The following is a 17,414-nucleotide window of genomic DNA, read 5'->3' on the forward strand; positions in this document are numbered from 1 at the left end:
CTCAACAACCTCAGGCAATACGTGGGTCTGGATTGTCCAGGACGCTGTCTGTCTGCTCGGCACGGAAGGTTTTCAGTACCGCGTGGAATTGTGGATGCTTGGCGCCCAGGATGCTCGCCGACAGCAGGGCTGCGTTGATCGCACCGGCCTTGCCGATGGCCAGGGTGGCAACCGGAATACCGGCCGGCATCTGCACGATCGACAGCAGCGAATCGACGCCCGAGAGCATCGCCGACTGGACCGGAACACCCAGCACCGGCAGGTGGGTCTTGGCCGCACACATGCCTGGCAGGTGGGCTGCGCCACCGGCACCGGCGATGATCACCTCGATGCCGCGGCCTTCAGCCTCTTCGGCGTACTGGAACAGCAGATCCGGGGTGCGGTGGGCGGAAACCACCTTGACCTCGTAAGGGATGCCGAGCTTTTCCAGCATATCGGCGGTGTGGCTAAGGGTGGACCAATCGGACTTGGAGCCCATGATCACGCCAACCAGTGCACTCATCGTCGCGCCTCTTCTCTCTGGGCGCCCGCAGGCGCGTCAAAAACAACAAGCCACGCAGGATGCGTGGCTTGTTGTAGGAAAAATGGCCGGACGAACCGGCCGAAGGCCGCGCAGTATACCGCAAAGAAAGCAATAAACAGCCCCCGTGGCGACCATCTGTCATCTGCACCGAACCACTCATTTTACTGACTCGAAAATCAAGAACAGCGCCTCTGCCGTTCAAACGAAATACATAGCGATCAAGTTATATCGGGAACGCACTTAACTCACTGCGGCATCCATGTAATAAAATTCAAAACACTCCTGAGCGTCATAACTCATCGCGCATGGTATATAAACAATCACCCACAACTTACTGACGCAACCAATCACCACAACCGGCAATATCAATATCAACCAGAAATACCCACTACCGTTATACCTCTTGCAATACATCGCAAGCTGGGCGCATTGCTAAAACCCGCAATAACTCAAACATTAAAAGGATTTAAACATGCTAAAGGAACCAATAGCACTACAAGTTTTCATCCACGAAGACCTGTCGGATTACACTAAGGAAGATCTATACAAAAGGCACTTCTCCTGGCTTGCAGCGGAGATCGAGAGCATTACCGGCCGCAAAATGCTGATTCGACTGATCGAACCATCAGAAGCAAGGGGCCTGAGCAGTCATCCGTATCAAAACTTGAACGAACGTGCCTCACTGAGCGCTTGGAAAACCAAGGTCGACAAGTATCGAAACACTAATCTTGACCTGCGCTTGATCAAGTTCCTGTTACTGACGCGCAACTCTATAAACAGCCGTACACGGGGAATTGCCGAACTCCCGGGTTACGTGGGTATCGCCTCGACAGAAAAAGTCAGCACGGCCGCTCACGAAGTAGGGCACATGTTCGGTGCAACACATGAAGACGCCGAAATTCTCTACAACGGATGGTGGAGCGAAACGGTCATGTCGAGTGATGAGTTCTCTCCACTGCGAAGCAACGCCGACCGTTTCAGTGATAAAAATCGAGAAAACATTCGTAAGTACCTGAGCACAAAAGTTGTAACAGGCCCAGTGCAATCGACCCTGCGTCCCGAGGAAGACTGGGACTGAGGCAAGGCATGCCGAACTTAAAAAGGAATTACAGATGACCATTGTTAACAAGAAACGAGACATCAATATCTTCGCCGTCGTTCACGACGATATTCCGGCGACGACAACCACGAGTATTTACGCCGAGCACTTCCAGCCTTTTGTAAAAGAGCTGGAAAGCTTTATCGATCGAAAATTCAATGTTGTCTTTGGCAGGGGCGCCCCCTACAGCCAGTTCAACTACAAAGGTGATGACCCGCTACGGACCTTGAAAAGTTGGGAAATACTGGGCCGCCAATACCTGGAGCTGGCCAAGGCCGAAGGCTTCGAGACTGGCCCGCTGGATCAGGTCGTTCTGCTGACTAAAGAAAACCTGAATGAGAGGACTGGGGGGGCTGCACTGCTATGGCCTCCACTCAATACCGGAAACTTTGCAATCTCTTCTCTCGGCAGCCGGATCACTGTGGGTCATGAAGTCGGTCACTTGCTGGGCGCCCGACATGAAGATTCGGAAATTCAATACAACGGCTGGTGGTGTGAAACGTACATGACCCCACAACCCCATCCACTCAGATCCATTTGTTACAGTTTCAGCCAGAAAAACCGGGAAAACATACAAAACCATTTGGCCAGCAAAGGCTGACCGTTCGCCTGGAGACTCGGCAGAGGCGAAAACAAAGTTCGCCTCTGCTTCCATCACTCAGCTATTGCCACTCGCCGCGCCGCCCTCCAACTTGCGCCACAACAACCGCACATTGGCCTTGCGCACCAGCGCGCATCTGTACAGACGAATCTCCAGCGGCACATGCCACTGCGCGCCGCCGCAGACCACCAGTTCGCCCCGCGCCAGCTCGGCCCGCACGCTCAGCTGCGGTACCCAGGCAATGCCGAGGCCTTCCAGCGCCATGCTTTTCAGGCTGTCGGCCATGGCGGTTTCATAGATCGTGGTGAAGCGCAGCTGACGCTGACGCAGCAAGCCGTTCACGGAGCGTCCGAGAAACGCCCCGGCGCTGTACGCCAGTAACGGCACACTGCCCTCGCCTTCCAGATCGAACAGCGGCTTGCCATTGGCATCCGCCGCACATACCGGAAGCATTTCGGTCTGGCCCAGGTGCAGCGACGGGAAGATCTCCGGGTCCATCTGCATCGCCGCGTCCGGGTCGTAGAACGCCAGCATCAGATCGCAGCCACCTTCACGCAGCGCGTGCACCGCGTCGCCAACGTTGGTCGCCACCAGCCGGGTAGCGATGTTCAGGCCTTCGTTGCGCAATTGCGCGATCCAGCGCGGAAAGAAACCCAGCGCCAGCGAGTGCGCCGCCGCGACCTGGATCACTTCGCCCTGCCCGCCTTCCAGATGATGAAGATGGCGCAGCACTTCACCGAGCTGTTCGACCACGGTGCGCGCGGTCACCAGGAACAGTTGCCCCGCCGCCGTCAGCTCGATTGGCGTGCGCGAGCGGTTGACCAGCGTCAGGCCCAGCGCCGCTTCCAGGCTGCGGATCCGCCGACTGAAAGCCGGCTGGGTCACGAAGCGCCGTTCGGCCGCCTGCGAGAAGCTGCGGGTGGCAGCCAGAGCACTGAAGTCCTCGAGCCATTTGCTTTCCAGATTCATCACGTCCTCCCGGACACGCACCAAAACAGGTCACACGTCTGCCGCGCACGCGGCGTCACACGGGCATTATGCCGAATGTGCATAGGGCAGTGTTTAACAGCATTGGCCCAAAAATTCCCACAAGCCTAGCATTCGCAGCGTTCCGGCACAGACCGGGTCCATATCGAGATGATTTCTATCATGTCCTCCGCTGCATCATTCCGCACAGAAAACGACCTGCTTGGCACCCTCGAAGTCCCTGCTCAAGCGTATTACGGCATCCAGACCCTGCGAGCGGTGAATAACTTCCGCCTCTCGGGCGTTCCGATTTCGCACTACCCGAAGTTGGTTGTCGGTCTGGCGATGGTCAAACAGGCTGCCGCTGACGCCAACCGCGAGCTGGGTCACCTGAGCGAAGCCAAGCACGCTGCCATCAGCGAAGCCTGTGCCCGTCTGATCCGCGGCGATTTCCACGAAGAGTTCGTGGTCGACATGATTCAAGGTGGCGCCGGTACCTCCACCAACATGAACGCCAACGAAGTGATCGCCAACATTGCTCTTGAAGCGATGGGTCACCAGAAAGGCGAGTACCAGTACCTGCACCCGAACGACGACGTGAACATGGCGCAGTCGACCAACGACGCCTACCCGACCGCGATCCGTCTGGGTCTGCTGCTGGGTCACGACGCGCTGCTGGCCAGCCTCGACAGCCTGATTCAGGCGTTCGCGGCCAAGGGTGAAGAATTCAACCACGTCCTGAAGATGGGTCGTACCCAGCTGCAAGACGCCGTACCGATGACCCTGGGTCAGGAATTCCGTGCTTTCGCCACCACCATGGGCGAAGACTTGGCCCGTCTGAAGACGCTGGCCCCGGAACTGCTGACCGAAGTGAACCTGGGCGGCACCGCGATCGGCACCGGCATCAACGCCGACCCGCGCTACCAGGCCCTGGCCGTACAGCGTCTGGCGCTGATCAGCGGTCAACCGCTGGTTCCAGCCGCCGACCTGATCGAAGCCACTTCCGACATGGGCGCCTTCGTGCTGTTCTCCGGCATGCTCAAGCGCACCGCGGTCAAGCTGTCGAAGATCTGCAACGACCTGCGCCTGCTGTCCAGCGGCCCGCGCACCGGCATCAACGAAATCAACCTGCCGGCGCGTCAGCCAGGCAGCTCGATCATGCCAGGCAAGGTCAACCCGGTTATCCCGGAAGCCGTGAACCAGGTTGCTTTCCAGGTCATCGGTAACGATCTGGCGCTGACCATGGCAGCCGAAGGCGGCCAACTGCAACTGAACGTGATGGAGCCGCTGATCGCCTTCAAGATCCTCGACTCGATCCGCCTGCTGCAACGCGCCATGGACATGCTGCGCGAGCACTGCATCGTCGGCATCACCGCCAACGAAGCGCGCTGCCGTGAACTGGTCGAACACTCGATCGGTCTGGTCACCGCACTGAACCCGTACATCGGCTACAAAAACGCCACCCGCATCGCCCGTATCGCCCTTGAAAGCGGCCGCGGCGTGCTGGAACTGGTGCGCGAAGAAGGTCTGCTCGACGAAGCCATGCTCGCCGACATCCTGCGCCCGGAAAACATGATTGCTCCGCGTCTGGTGCCTCTGAAGGCCTGATTCGACGCGTTACTTGTAGCACCGCTCACCAGGTCGAGGGACTAGACACCTCTCACCTTTTGAGGGCTTGGGGAGCATTCCCCGAGCCCTTTTTTTTAACTGTTTGAACCTGAGAACCGTATGTATGGAAGCTGGCTGCAAACCGGCTCCCAGACAAGCCCGACGCCGGTAACGTCGGGTGTTTCAAAGCTTCGTTTCGTCGCTTGCACCACAACCGTGCAGACGGGCGCCGCACTGATCGGTATAGTGCCGCCCCTCTTCGCGTGAGCGGTCGTCGGTAACGAGGCCATAACCCATGCGAAACCCGAACTAATAACAAACCCGCGATATGGATCCGGGACGAAACCCTCGCCTCGCCCGTTGTGCCGCACGCACACCGGTGTAACGCGATGTTTCCGACCATCCAGCATTTGCTTACACAATAAACAGCGAGGAAAAATCCATGCTCGAAGTCATCAACGACTTCCTCTCAGGGAAAGTACTGATCGTGCTCATTGTCGGGCTCGGTAGCTACTTCACGATTCGCTCGCGTTTCGTTCAATTGCGCCACTTCTTCCACATGTTCGCGGTGTTCCGCGACAGCCTCAAAGGCAGCGCCGGGCAACTCAGCTCGTTCCAGGCCCTGATGCTCAGCCTCGCCGGCCGCGTCGGTGCAGGCAACATCGCCGGTGTCGGCATCGCCGTGACTCTCGGTGGTCCGGGTGCGGTGTTCTGGATGTGGGTGACCGCTCTGGTCGGCATGTCCAGCAGCTTCTTCGAATGTACGCTGGCCCAGGTCTACAAGCGCGCCGATGGCGATGGCCTGTACCGTGGCGGTCCGGCTTACTACATCCAGCACGGCCTGAAACTCAAAGGCATGGCGGTGGTGTTCTCGATTCTGCTGCTGGTCACTTACGGATTCGCCTTCATCGGCCTGCAGTCCTACACCGTGACCCACTCGCTGCAAAACGCCTTTGCCTTTGATCCGCAACACACCGGTATCGTCCTGGCAGTGCTGCTGGCCATTACCTTCATCGGTGGCATCAAGCGCATCGCTTCGGTGTCCGACCTGCTGGTACCGATCAAGACCCTGGCCTACATCGGCGTGACCCTGTACGTGATCGGCACCCAGATCGAACACGTACCAGCCATGCTGGAAACCATCTTCAAGAGCGCCTTCGGTCTCGACCCGGCCTTCGGCGGCCTGCTCGGCAGCGCAATCGTGATGGGCGTGAAACGTGGCGTGTTCGCCAACGAAGCGGGCCTGGGCAGTGCGCCGAACGTCGCCGCCGTGGCCGCCGTGAAGCATCCTGGCGCTCAAGGCGTGGTTCAGGCGTTCAGCGTGTTCCTCGACACCTTCGTGATCTGCACCTGCACCGCGCTGCTGATCCTGCTGTCGGGCTTCTACACCCCGGGCTTCGAAGGTGACGGCATCGTCCTGACCCAGAACTCGCTGGCCGCCGTGGTGGGTGACTGGGGCCGCATGTTCGTCAGCGTCGCGCTGTCGCTGTTCGTCTTCACTTGCATCCTCTACAACTACTACCTGGGCGAAAACAGCCTGCAGTTCCTCACCCGCAACCGCGCGGCGCTGATGACGTTCCGCGGCCTGGTGCTGGCGCTGGTGGTCTGGGGTTCGATGCAGGATCTGTCGACCGTGTTCGCCTTCGCCGACATCACCATGACCTGCCTGGCCTTCGTCAACCTGGTGGCCCTGGCCATGCTGTTCAAGGTCGGCATGCGCGTGATGCGCGACTACGATGCGCAGCGTCGCGCCGGCGTCGACCAGCCGGTGTTCGACTCCAGCAAGTTCAGCGACCTGGATCTGGACCTGAAGGCCTGGCCTGCCAATCCGTCGGCCGACACCCAGGCCGACGCTCAGCCGCAAGGCATCCCTGCAGCGCAACGCTGATCGGGTAAAAACCGGGCGCAGGTCTTGCGCCCGGCGTGACACAGGCGGCGGTCGGCGTCATGCTCGACCGCATGCTGTCCTCGTTCAGGAGAACTCCCCATGAATTCCTCGACCTACCCTGCCGCCCAGCACGTCATGGTGCTGTACACCGGCGGCACCATCGGCATGCAGGCCAGCGCCAATGGCCTGGCCCCGGCGTCCGGTTTCGAAGCGCGGATGCGCGACTACCTGCACAGCCAGCCTGAGCTGGTCGTACCGCAGTGGCGCTTTCGCGAGATGTCGCCGCTGATCGACAGCGCCAACATGACCCCGGCCTACTGGCAGCAACTGCGTGAAGCCGTCGTCGATGCCGTCGATGTGCAAGGTTGCGACAGCGTGCTGATCCTGCACGGCACCGACACCCTGGCCTACAGCGCCGCCGCCATGAGCTTCCAGTTGCTCGGCCTGCATGCCCGCGTGTGCTTCACCGGTTCGATGCTGCCGGCCGGCGTCACCGACAGCGACGCCTGGGAAAACCTCAGCGGCGCACTGGTCGCCCTCGGCCACGGCCTGGCGCCGGGCGTGCATCTGTATTTCCACGGCGAACTGCTGGCGCCGACCCGTTGCGCGAAAGTGCGCAGCTTCGGCCGTCATCCGTTCAAACGCCTGGAGCGTCAGGGCGGCGGCTTGAAGGCCACGTCCCTGCCGGCAGCGCTGAACTACAACCAGCCCAAGCAACTGGCCAAGGTGGCGGTATTGCCGCTGTTCCCGGGCATCGGCGCCGAGATCATCGACGGCCTGCTCGACAGCGGCATTCAGGGTCTGGTGCTGGAGTGCTACGGCAGCGGCACCGGGCCAAGCGACAACCCGCAATTCCTCGCCAGCCTTGGTCGGGCGCGGGACAACGGCGTAGTCGTGGTTGCGGTCACGCAGTGCCATGAAGGCGGTGTTGAGCTGGATGTCTACGAAGCGGGCAGCCGCTTGCGTGGCGTTGGCGTGCTGTCCGGTGGCGGCATGACCCGTGAGGCGGCGTTCGGCAAGTTGAACGGATTGCTTGGTGCGGGTCTTGAGAGAGCTGAAGTGCGGCGACTGGTCGAACTCGACTTGTGCGGCGAGCTCATCTGATCGCAACAAGCTGTGGGAGCACCTCTGCTCCCACAGCCCGGCATGCAACTTGCTGCCGTTTCCAGCATCCCAAGGCTGGAAGTTCGCGATGCTCCACTCCCACCTCACCACCCTCAACGCCGTCTCCCTGGTGCTCAACACCTTCAGGGATCAGGGCCTGTCCAGCGAAGCGCTGCTGGCCGGCAGCGGCATCAGCGCGGCGGATCTGAGCCGGGCCGACACCCGCATCACCACCAATCAGGAGATGCAGGTCTGCGCCAACGCGGTCGCGCTCAAACACGACATCGGTCTGGAGCTGGGCCGGCGCATGCATGTTTCCTGCTACGGCATCCTCGGTTACGCGCTGCTGACCTGTGCCACCTTCGGTGACGCTTTGCGCCTGGCGATCCGTTATCCGGCGCTGCTGGGAACACTTTTCGAGCTGAGCCTGGAAGATGACGGCGAGCGCGTCTGGTTTGTCGCCGCCGATTATCGCGAGAGCCCGGCGATGGCGGTGTTCAACGCCGAGTTCTGTCTGGTGTCGCTGAAAGTCATCTGCGATGACTTGCTCGGCCATCCGCTGCCATTGCTGGCCGCGCGCTTCGAACACGCCGCGCCGGATTACCGCGACAGCTACGCCGAACACTTCAAGGCGCCCCTGCACTTCGGCGCCAAGGACAACGCCTTCGCCTTCGACCGGCGCTGGCTCGACCAGCCGCTGCCGCTGGCCGACATCATCACCCACCAGGCCATGGCCGAGCGTTGCCGCAAACAGAACACCGAGTTCACCGGCCGCCAGGCGTGGCTGGGGCGGATCCGCCAGTTGCTCAGTGCGCAACTCAATGCCGCACCGGGGCTGGAAGGTCTGGCGCAGCAGATGAACTGCTCGCCGCGCACCTTGCGCCGACATCTGAAGGACATGGGCTGCAGCTATCAGGAACTGCTCGACGAACTGCGTTTCGAGCGGGCCAAGCAGATGCTTTGCGAGGATCAGTTGCCGATTTATCGCATCGCCGAAACCCTCGGCTTCAGCGAGACCGCAAGCTTCCGCCATGCCTTCGTGCGCTGGAGCGGTGTGGCACCCAGTCAGTTCCGACCACACGGTTAAACCGTCGAGGGGCGATATCAGGTCAGTATTTTTGGCCACATCGATCCCCTTTTGGCCTTTCTGGCCGTTCTCCGATTCGACCCACGCCGCAACACTGTGATCAACCGAATCAGCCCCTGCGGAGAACAACAATGCTGACGATCTACTCTGACGATCACCACCTGCACCATGGCCGCTGCGAATTGATCGACGGGCAACTCAAGCCTTGCTTCGAGATGCCGTCGCGCGCCGACCACGTGCTGCAACGGGTGAAAAATCAAAACCTCGGCCCGGTCGAGGCGCCGAAGGATTTCGGCCTCGGGCCGATCGAGCGCATTCACAGCCGCGACTACCTCGACTTCTTCAAAGGCGCCTGGGCGCGCTGGACCGAATTCAACACCGACGGTGACTTGCTGCCCTACACTTGGCCGGCGCGCACCTTGCGTCAGGTCAAACCGACCAGCCTGCACGGCCAGCTCGGCTATTACAGCTTCGACGGCGGCGCACCGATCACCGCCGGCACCTGGCAAGCGGCGTACAGCGCGGCGCAAGTGGCACTGACCGCACAAGCGGAAATCCAGCGTGGCGCCCGTGGTGCCTTCGCCCTGTGCCGTCCACCGGGACACCACGCTGCCGGTGATTTGATGGGCGGTTATTGCTACCTCAACAATGCCGCCATCGCCGCGCAAGCGTTCCTCGATCAGGGCCACAAGAAGGTCGCAATCCTCGACGTCGACTACCACCACGGCAACGGCACCCAATCGATTTTCTACGAGCGCAGTGAAGTGCTGTTCACTTCGATCCACGGCCATCCGGAAGCGGAATTCCCGTTCTTCCTCGGCTACGAAGACGAACGCGGCGAAGGCGCCGGTGAAGGCTTCAACTTCAACTATCCGCTGCCGGCCGGTTCCGGCTGGGACGTCTGGAGCGCGGCACTGGATCAGGCCTGCCAGGAGATCGACAACTACGGCGCCGACATCATCGTCGTGTCGCTGGGTGTGGACACCTTCAAGGACGATCCGATCTCGCAGTTCAAGCTCGACAGTCCGGATTACCTGGCGATGGGCAAACGCATCGCGGCCCTCGGCAAACCGACCCTGTTCGTCATGGAAGGTGGCTACGCGGTGGAAGAAATCGGCATCAACGCGGTGAACGTGCTTGAAGGTTTCGAACAATGAGCAGACTCAAGCACTTCATCGCGCCGGCGTTGTGCGCGGCGCTGCTGAGCAGCGGCGGCGCTCATGCGGAAGAACGTACCCTGCGCGTCTACAACTGGTTCGACTACATCACTCCCAAGGCACTGGAAGATTTCAAGGCGCAGAACAGCCAGACCAAACTGGTCTACGACATCTTCGACACCAACGAAGCGCTGGAGGCCAAGCTGCTGACCGGCAACTCCGGTTATGACGTGGTAGTGCCGTCCAACGTGTTCCTCGCCAAGCAGATCGAGGCCGGGGTGTTCCAGCCGCTGGATCGCAGCCAGTTGCCGAACTGGAACCACCTCGACCCGAAACTGATGAAGCTGATCGAGGCCAACGACCCTGGCAACCAGTTCGCCGTGCCGTATATGTACGGCACTATCCTGATCGGCTTCAACCCGGCCAAGGTCAAGGCCGCGTTGGGTAACAACGCGCCGGTGGACAGCTGGGACCTGATCTTCAAGGAAGAGAACATCAGCAAGCTCAAGCAGTGCGGCGTGGCCCTGCTCGACTCGCCATCGGAGATTCTGCCGCTGGCCCTGCAACACCTCGGTCTGGATCCCAACAGCAAGAACCCGGCGGACTACGCCAAGGCTGAAGCGCTGTTGATGAAGATTCGCCCGTACGTGACCTACTTCCACTCGTCCAAGTACATGGCCGACATCGCCAACGGCGACATCTGCGTTGCCGTCGGCTATTCGGGCAGCTTCTCGCAAGCGGCCAACCGCGCCAAGGAAGCGAAGAATGGCGTGGTGGTGGACATGCGTCTGCCGAAAGAAGGCGCGCCGATCTGGTTCGACATGCTTGCCATCCCGAAAGGTGCGAAGAATCCGCAGGATGCCTACACCTTCATCAACTACCTGCTGCAACCTCAGGTGATTGCGCCGGTCAGCGATTTTGTCGGTTATCCGAACCCGAACAAGGACGCCACCGAACTTGTCGACCCGGCGATTCGCAACAACCCGAATCTGTACCCGACCGATGCGGCGATGAACACGCTCTACACCCTGCAACCGTTGCCGCGTGATGCGGAACGGGCGCGCACCCGGGCCTGGACCAAGATCAAGTCCGGCACCTGAAGCGCTGCGACCCAACCAGACCCGCAGCCGCGGGTCTTTTTTTGCCTGCAAGATCTATGTACCGCATCGCAGCGCGGCCAGGATTTTAGTGTCCGATTTTTCCCCGTGGACATGAACATGACTGAACCTGCCGCCGCCCCAGACGTTTCCCCTCCTTTGCTGAAACAGAGCCGGCTGGTCGAACTGACCGGCCAGGGCTACTCGCTGCATCAAGTCGCCTCGACGTTGTTGCGCGAAGGACTGAACAAAAGCTATCCCGACCAACACATCGATCCGGATCACTGCATGCTCGCGACACCTCTGCGCGAGACCGACACTTCACAGAGCACCGCCAGGGTCTTCGCCTTCGAGTCGCTGACCCATGCCTTCATCCAGCACTGCCTGCACAAGACCACAGCCGATTACATCGAAGGCGAGCACTTCCTGACCCGAACACCCAATGCAGTCCCTCCCACGCTTCTGCCGGTGAGCATGGACGACATCACTGCGCTGATGAACGACCTTGCACCTTTTCTGTTCCTCGAATATCAGCAGCGCCAGCTCGATTACTGGAACGAGTCCGCCAATGGCCAGCCACGCTGGCAAGAGCTGTCCGATCAGTTGTGCTCGGCGGCAAATGTGCAGTCCGCCAGCGGCTGGGACGCCGACGAGTGCGCATTCGCACGATTTGTCGCGCAGCATCCGGACCGGAGTGAGCGCTCGCCCGCAGCCAACGATTTCGTCGGACTGAAAGCCTGCCTGATGGACATCGAACTCGTCGACGGTGAGGACAGCACACACCTGCTTGTCGCCGGCGCTCTCGTGCTGACCGCCACCGTCAAAAAACGAAACCGGATCCTGATGTACACCGTTGCCGATGGCTATGAATCATTCGACTCGCTGACCGCGCTGGGAGAAACATTGCCGCAGCGACTCGATCCCCGGCTGTCCGATCGCTCCTTGAAATGGCGCCTGATCGAGCCCGAAGGAAACATCTTCGATGCCGTCGCCCAGGCGCAGATCAGCAACCAGCTCGGCGCGATCGAGGCACTGGATCCCGCCAGCCGGTCGATCAGTGCCCACGCCGGCTCCGGGCAGCAGCGCCGCAGTCGGTTCAGCCCACTTGAGCGGGCTCGACTCGACCAGCTGGAAGAGGCCATTCCCGACTGGTTACTCGATGGATCGGCGCATGACCTGCAGGACTACAGTCGCTACGTTGCCGAGCTCGGCACGTTGCGCAACGAAGCCGGGAATGGCGCGTTCAGGGAAGACGACATTCCCCTGATCAAACCCTACGCCGAACGCCGGATGCGTGAAGCGATCATTGCCGACGAAAGCGCTGAAGGCGCCGCCGACCTGCCTCTGGAACAGCTGCGAATCACGGTGACGAACAGCCTCGAAACCGGCGGCTTCACGCTGCCCAATCCATTTGATCAGGTACACGAAACCCTGGGTGAATTTGCCCTGCAAAACGCCACGCCCTACCAGGCCACGATCGCCTTCGACGATGGCCGAGCCGTACCTGACTGGTTGACGGTGGATTTTCTGACCGCCGTCGCGGAAAAGGTCGACATCGGTGGTCACTATCCGCAACTGATCAAACGCGCGCTGATCGATGATCCGATCCGTTCGACCGCGCACCGGACTCGCTATCTGCGCCAGCTGCCGACGCTTCTGCCGATGCTCGCGCTGGAGTGCAAACTCAGACGCCAGGGTGCAATCGATGAGCGTGGCTATAACTATGTCTGCCAGTTGATGGATGCCATCAACCGCAAACTGCCGGCGGCCGAACATCCGGTGACCATCCGGCCTCTGGCGTTCGTCCCGCGCCGCCGCTTGAGCCGGCGCTCGGACGTGGTCGCCAACATGTTCATCATTTGTCCGCGAGATCACGCACACGGTCCCTGTCTTTTGTACCGACCGCTGCTGGACACCCCATTGATGCAGTTCGCTTCGTTGCAGAACCTGATGTATGCGCTGTATCAGGCGGGCGAACTGCGCAATTCGGTACTCGCCTGGATGGGCAGCGCGGCCCTGAGTTTCGAGTACTCGCAATACGCCTTCCCGGTGGGTCTACCCTCGCCGTGGATCGTCACTCAACTGGCCACGGAACCGTTCATGCATCTGGACCTGACCGGCCCGATCGAACTGGAAAATGCGCCGCTCGACGGCGACATCCTCGCTGCGCTGTACACGGCGAACAGTCAGGCACTGGTCGAGCTTGCGAACCGTCAGTCACAGTCCAACCGTGAGCGTCGCTGGGCACTTCTGGCGGACAGCGGCTGGGCCATTTTCAGTGTCGCCGCAAATTTCATGAGCGGCGCAGCCGGCACCGCTGTCTGGGTCTGGCAGACCATCACGCAGATCCAGCAGGCGATTGATGCCCATGAACGCGACGACAATCTGGTGGCCTGGCAATCCACCGCCGATGTTCTGCTCACCCTCGGCATCATCATGACTCAGCACGCCGTGGTACGACGCAACCGCTCCTGGTCGCCGCGCCGGAGTAAATCGTACGAGTTCGAGCAAGGAACGCCGGAGAGCGTGGCGCCCGCGAGAACGCCGCAACCTGCGCCAGCGGTCGCGCCATCGGTCGTCCTCGATCCGCTGGTTGTCACCGGCGAAGTCCCTGCCGATCATTTCACTCAACTCGAACAGGGGACGCTGTTGCGACCTGGCACCAGCGCACGCTTCATCGCGATGCTCGACCGTTTCAGGATCGCCGCACCTGACTTGAGCGGCAAACGAGCCTCGTCGGTCACTCACCTCTACACCCTCGACGGCAAGACGTGTGTCCAGGTCGGCACGCGCTGGTTTGAAGTGATCGCCCGGCCAGGCGAGCCGGTTCACATCGTTGACCCGGCCGACCCACAGCGTATCGGCATGGCCCTGAAATACGACGAGACGGCCGGACAATGGCACTGGGACCCGAAACTGCGCTTGCGCGGCGGCATGCCGAAAAGCCGGATCGAGGCATTCCGTCGATCCAAAAAACAGATCATGGATGCAGCGTGGACTGAGCTGGAACAATTTGAAGCAGGCGAAACCGAAGCGAAAACACTGCTGCTGCGAGCACTGGTCGCCCTTCCACGGGATATCAGCGAAGCCGGATTCGAGCACTCCGCGTCCATTTATCTGGACCGCGCCACGAAGCTGGGCAATGACTACACCAAGGCCCTGGACCAACTCGAGATCTGGCGCGAGGCAGGGGGCGGCGGCTCGGTACACCAGGCCAAACTGATGAGCCTTACTCTGGGTCAGCACCGCTGTTTTGGCTCGTGGCTGCGAGTGAAGATGCGGACTTATGCCAAGACCACGCAAATATTCGTTGACAGCGCAATCAACCAGACAGCGATATCGCGAAACAAGCAGATCGAAATAGCCACCGTCGCCACCGCGATGAGCGACGAAATGATTGCCACCCTGCAGACCCTGGATCGTTCGCTGCACGTCTTGAACAGCCACTCGGCCAAGGCCAGAGAAGTGGCCACACGACTGGAATTGCTGCTGCCGGACTTCAGCCCGCTCGATCTCAAGGCCAATGAAATCGGCATGTCCTACGAACGCTGTGTCGTGGATCAACCGGGGGCCGCCATGAATGCCGCCCGTGTTGCCATCGGGATCATTACGGCCGCTGCCGCCGACGCCAGCCATGAGCTGATCCTGTTGAGCAAAACAGCGGTGACCGCAGACGGACAGCCAGCGCGTCTTGAACGCCTGTCGCAATGGAACGACCTCTTCGCCAGCCTCGGTGAACGCGTCGAACAGCTGCCTGCCGACCATCCCGGCCAGTTCGTCCAGGACAGACTCGACAGGGTTCGCGAGCTGATCGGCGAGTTCCACCTGCTGGCTCGCAATCGACTGACCACGGAACTGCCTGAACCTGAGGAACGACCGGCACCCGTCAAGTCCAGAGCGCAGCCCTCCACATCGCAGTCCAAAGTGAAGGTCTCCAAGAGCCGCCCCCGCCCAGAGGTGGACGAGCAGGCTTCCACTGCCCCGGACGGCGACTCCAGCGCAGAGGTCCCGTTCGTCAAACTGTCCACTCGACGACCTGACCCGAAGATGCCCAAAGATGACGAGGACCTTCTTTCATCGGCCATCCAGCTTGAAGCGGACATCGACCGATTCAACAGGAAGACCCGCGAGGATGCCAAGCGACCAGGGCGCATTCCCGCCGACATCCGCGACATGTTCGAACAGCAAGTCGAGCGGCTCAAGCAAGCGGCCAATGACGTCGAAAGCGCTATCACCCGAAGAAAAAACGCCAGGAAGGATCCGTGGCCCGTCACCTCCCTCATCCCGAACCTGCGCGCGGGTGCCATCCGCACACAGGCCGAAGGCATAGCGGTCTATGCGACCATGCTTAAACACCGCAAACCTCGGGAAACCTATTTCCACTGGATGCACGACAACGGGCAGGTCAAGGTCAGCAAAGACCCTCGCGGGCGCATTCGTACCCGTTATCGCGGGGACTACTTTCAGGAGTATCGGATTCTCGACAGGAACAACGCTGACAAGCCGCTGTGGGTGGCGCACTTCCACTACGACCAGCTCGGGGATGCAGATGAGCTGTACACCACCGCCCACCTGAAACCGGCCGATGCCTATCTGCAGACGCTCGATGACAAAACGCGGCAGGCACTCAGCACCTTCGATGCCGTCGACAATGCACTACGGCGCATCGTCGATCCGCAGGTACGCGATCTGTTCCTGAAATCGCAGCCGCAGGCTCAACCGAAAGACGCTTAAGGGCGCCAGACTTCACGCAGACGGGCCAGAGCCGACTTGATCGCCGGCTCCGGCACCGCTGCAAAACCCAGCACCAGACCGGCACGCTGATCGAGCGGTGTCGTCGAGTCCGGCAGCCAATACTTGCTCAGGCCGTGGACTTCCACTTCCACGCTGGCGGCCTGCTCGATCAATTGTTGTTCGCGGGCCACGCTGTCGACCGCCACAGTGAGATGCAGTCCGGCCGACACCGCCGGCAGATCGCCAACACCCGCCAATCCGTGTGGCCAACCGTTGATGAGGGCGTTACGTCGACTCAGTGCTGCCCGACGCATCCGCCGGATGTGCCGTTGGAAATGCCCGGCTGCCATGAATTCGGCCATCACCGCTTGAGTGCTGACTTCCGAATGCCGGACATCCACCGCGCGCCGCTGCGCAAAGGCTTCCACCAGCCCCGGCGGCAACACCAGATAACCCAGGCGCAACGCCGGGAACGCGACCTTGCCGAAAGTGCCGACGTACAACACGCGACCCTGGCGGTCGAGCGCAGCCAGCGGGGCCAAGGGTGCGCCGGTGTAGCGATACTCGCCATCGTAGTCGTCCTCGACGATCCAGCCGCCGGTGCGCTCGGCCCAGGCTAGCAGTTCCAGGCGTCGCGCCAGGCTCATCACCACCCCGGTCGGGTATTGATGAGACGGCGTGACATACGCCACCCGGCAATCTTCGGCGGCCGCCAGTGCCGCGCAGTCGATGCCCTCTTCGTCCACGGCAATACCGTGCAATCGACCACCGGCCAGTGCGAACGCATGACCCGCTGCGCGATAGCCGGGATTCTCGATGCCTACGCCGGCGCCCGGCTCCACCAGCAACTGTGCACAAAGGCTGATTCCCTGTTGCGCGCCACTGGTGATCACAATTTGCTCAGCCGAGCACTGCATGCCGCGCGAACTGCGCAAATAAGCGGCGATCAGACCGCGCAGGCGCGCATCGCCCGCCGGGTCGCCGTAGCACAGTTGCTGCAAATCGGGTTTGCGCCAGAACGCCGCGTTCAGCTTGGCCCAGACGTCGAACGGAAACAGATCAAACGCCGGAACACCGACCCGGAATGCTCGCGGCGGACCGCTCGGTGGCGTCGGTAAATGGTTCTGCTCAAGCCGCTGCAATGCACCACTGTGGATAACTTTGCTGGATAAATCCCCAGTGGAATTGACCGAAATTGTGGATAAGGTTGTGGGTAAGCCTGTTGAAAACCCTGTGGATACTTTTGTGGATAATTTTTTCGCGGGCGCCACCGATTGCGGTAACTGCGCCACATAAGTGCCGTCCCCGACCCGGCCTTCAATGAAACCTTCGGCATACAGCTGATCGTAGGCGCGCACCACGCTGTTGCGGGAAATCCCCAGCGCCGCTGCCAGATCGCGGCTGGCCGGCAGGCGCGTGCCGCTGGCCAGACGTCCGTCGAGCACCCGCAGGCGCAAGGCCTGATAGAGCTGACGGCTCAGCCCTTTGCGGCGGTCGAGCTCGATACCGGCAGGGTTGAACGGCAGTGACAGCGTGGTCGAATCGGGCAT

12 protein-coding genes are annotated in these 17,414 nt (G+C 60.9%); 9 read left to right on the forward strand and 3 right to left on the reverse strand.

Annotation, left to right across the window (positions count from 1 at the left end):
* Window positions 1-10 precede the first annotated feature (10 nt).
* Window positions 11-502, reverse strand: coding sequence for a 5-(carboxyamino)imidazole ribonucleotide mutase (gene purE / locus EIY71_RS08755; protein ID WP_007954291.1), 492 nt, complete (start codon window positions 500-502; stop codon window positions 11-13).
* Between the two features lie 493 nt (window positions 503-995).
* Here purE and EIY71_RS08760 point away from each other — a divergent pair, with 493 nt between their 5' ends.
* Complete coding sequence (locus EIY71_RS08760) at window positions 996-1,601, forward strand: reprolysin-like metallopeptidase (protein WP_085747950.1); 606 nt, start codon at window positions 996-998, stop codon at window positions 1,599-1,601.
* Window positions 1,602-1,635: 34 nt separating this feature from the next.
* Entirely contained in the window at window positions 1,636-2,223 is a 588-nt protein-coding gene (locus EIY71_RS08765; RefSeq protein WP_085747951.1) for a hypothetical protein, read from the forward strand.
* 57 nt (window positions 2,224-2,280) lie between these two features.
* Here EIY71_RS08765 and EIY71_RS08770 read toward each other — a convergent pair whose 3' ends face one another.
* Window positions 2,281-3,192 (reverse strand): LysR substrate-binding domain-containing protein, encoded by a 912-nt coding sequence (locus EIY71_RS08770; protein ID WP_085747952.1) that lies wholly within the window; start codon window positions 3,190-3,192, stop codon window positions 2,281-2,283.
* 180 nt (window positions 3,193-3,372) lie between these two features.
* On the opposite strand from EIY71_RS08770, the gene aspA reads away from it, so the two are divergent.
* From aspA to EIY71_RS08805, 7 genes are all read left to right on the forward strand, one after another.
* Window positions 3,373-4,797: an aspartate ammonia-lyase gene (gene aspA / locus EIY71_RS08775; protein ID WP_039765095.1), complete on the forward strand. Its 1,425-nt coding sequence runs from the start codon at window positions 3,373-3,375 to the stop codon at window positions 4,795-4,797.
* Between the two features lie 442 nt (window positions 4,798-5,239).
* Entirely contained in the window at window positions 5,240-6,685 is a 1,446-nt protein-coding gene (locus tag EIY71_RS08780; protein ID WP_085747953.1) for a sodium:alanine symporter family protein, read from the forward strand.
* 99 nt (window positions 6,686-6,784) lie between these two features.
* A complete protein-coding gene (locus tag EIY71_RS08785; protein WP_134021388.1) occupies window positions 6,785-7,789 on the forward strand; it encodes an asparaginase in 1,005 nt (334 codons plus the stop codon).
* A gap of 88 nt (window positions 7,790-7,877) precedes the next feature.
* A complete protein-coding gene (locus EIY71_RS08790) occupies window positions 7,878-8,876 on the forward strand; it encodes an AraC family transcriptional regulator (protein ID WP_134021391.1) in 999 nt (332 codons plus the stop codon).
* Between the two features lie 131 nt (window positions 8,877-9,007).
* Entirely contained in the window at window positions 9,008-10,033 is a 1,026-nt protein-coding gene (locus EIY71_RS08795) for a histone deacetylase family protein (RefSeq protein ID WP_134021394.1), read from the forward strand.
* The gene (locus EIY71_RS08800; RefSeq protein ID WP_129972441.1) at window positions 10,030-11,133 is read left to right on the forward strand and encodes a polyamine ABC transporter substrate-binding protein; all 1,104 of its coding nucleotides are present in this window, start codon (window positions 10,030-10,032) and stop codon (window positions 11,131-11,133) included. Before EIY71_RS08795 ends, EIY71_RS08800 begins: the two co-directional genes overlap by 4 nt.
* A 117-nt stretch (window positions 11,134-11,250) precedes the next feature.
* Window positions 11,251-15,864, forward strand: coding sequence for a dermonecrotic toxin domain-containing protein (locus tag EIY71_RS08805; RefSeq protein WP_134021397.1), 4,614 nt, complete (start codon window positions 11,251-11,253; stop codon window positions 15,862-15,864).
* Here EIY71_RS08805 and EIY71_RS08810 read toward each other — a convergent pair.
* Window positions 15,861-17,414 (reverse strand): PLP-dependent aminotransferase family protein, encoded by a 1,554-nt coding sequence (locus EIY71_RS08810; RefSeq protein ID WP_134021400.1) that lies wholly within the window; start codon window positions 17,412-17,414, stop codon window positions 15,861-15,863. The genes EIY71_RS08805 and EIY71_RS08810 overlap by 4 nt on opposite strands.

The organism is Pseudomonas sp. CH235, from assembly GCF_004368175.1.
Lineage (GTDB): Bacteria > Pseudomonadota > Gammaproteobacteria > Pseudomonadales > Pseudomonadaceae > Aquipseudomonas > Aquipseudomonas paraglycinae.

Excerpts from the sequence above, each read along its gene's own strand:
- purE (WP_007954291.1), bottom strand. The coding sequence starts at position 502 with ATGAGTGCACTGGTTGGCGTGATCATGGGCTCCAAGTCCGATTGGTCC.
- EIY71_RS08760 (WP_085747950.1), top strand. The coding sequence starts at position 996 with ATGCTAAAGGAACCAATAGCACTACAAGTTTTCATCCACGAAGACCTG.
- EIY71_RS08765 (WP_085747951.1), top strand. The coding sequence starts at position 1,636 with ATGACCATTGTTAACAAGAAACGAGACATCAATATCTTCGCCGTCGTT.
- EIY71_RS08770 (WP_085747952.1), bottom strand. The coding sequence starts at position 3,192 with ATGAATCTGGAAAGCAAATGGCTCGAGGACTTCAGTGCTCTGGCTGCC.
- aspA (WP_039765095.1), top strand. The coding sequence starts at position 3,373 with ATGTCCTCCGCTGCATCATTCCGCACAGAAAACGACCTGCTTGGCACC.
- EIY71_RS08780 (WP_085747953.1), top strand. The coding sequence starts at position 5,240 with ATGCTCGAAGTCATCAACGACTTCCTCTCAGGGAAAGTACTGATCGTG.
- EIY71_RS08785 (WP_134021388.1), top strand. The coding sequence starts at position 6,785 with ATGAATTCCTCGACCTACCCTGCCGCCCAGCACGTCATGGTGCTGTAC.
- EIY71_RS08790 (WP_134021391.1), top strand. The coding sequence starts at position 7,878 with ATGCTCCACTCCCACCTCACCACCCTCAACGCCGTCTCCCTGGTGCTC.
- EIY71_RS08795 (WP_134021394.1), top strand. The coding sequence starts at position 9,008 with ATGCTGACGATCTACTCTGACGATCACCACCTGCACCATGGCCGCTGC.
- EIY71_RS08800 (WP_129972441.1), top strand. The coding sequence starts at position 10,030 with ATGAGCAGACTCAAGCACTTCATCGCGCCGGCGTTGTGCGCGGCGCTG.
- EIY71_RS08805 (WP_134021397.1), top strand. The coding sequence starts at position 11,251 with ATGACTGAACCTGCCGCCGCCCCAGACGTTTCCCCTCCTTTGCTGAAA.
- EIY71_RS08810 (WP_134021400.1), bottom strand. The coding sequence starts at position 17,414 with ATGCCCGATTCGACCACGCTGTCACTGCCGTTCAACCCTGCCGGTATC.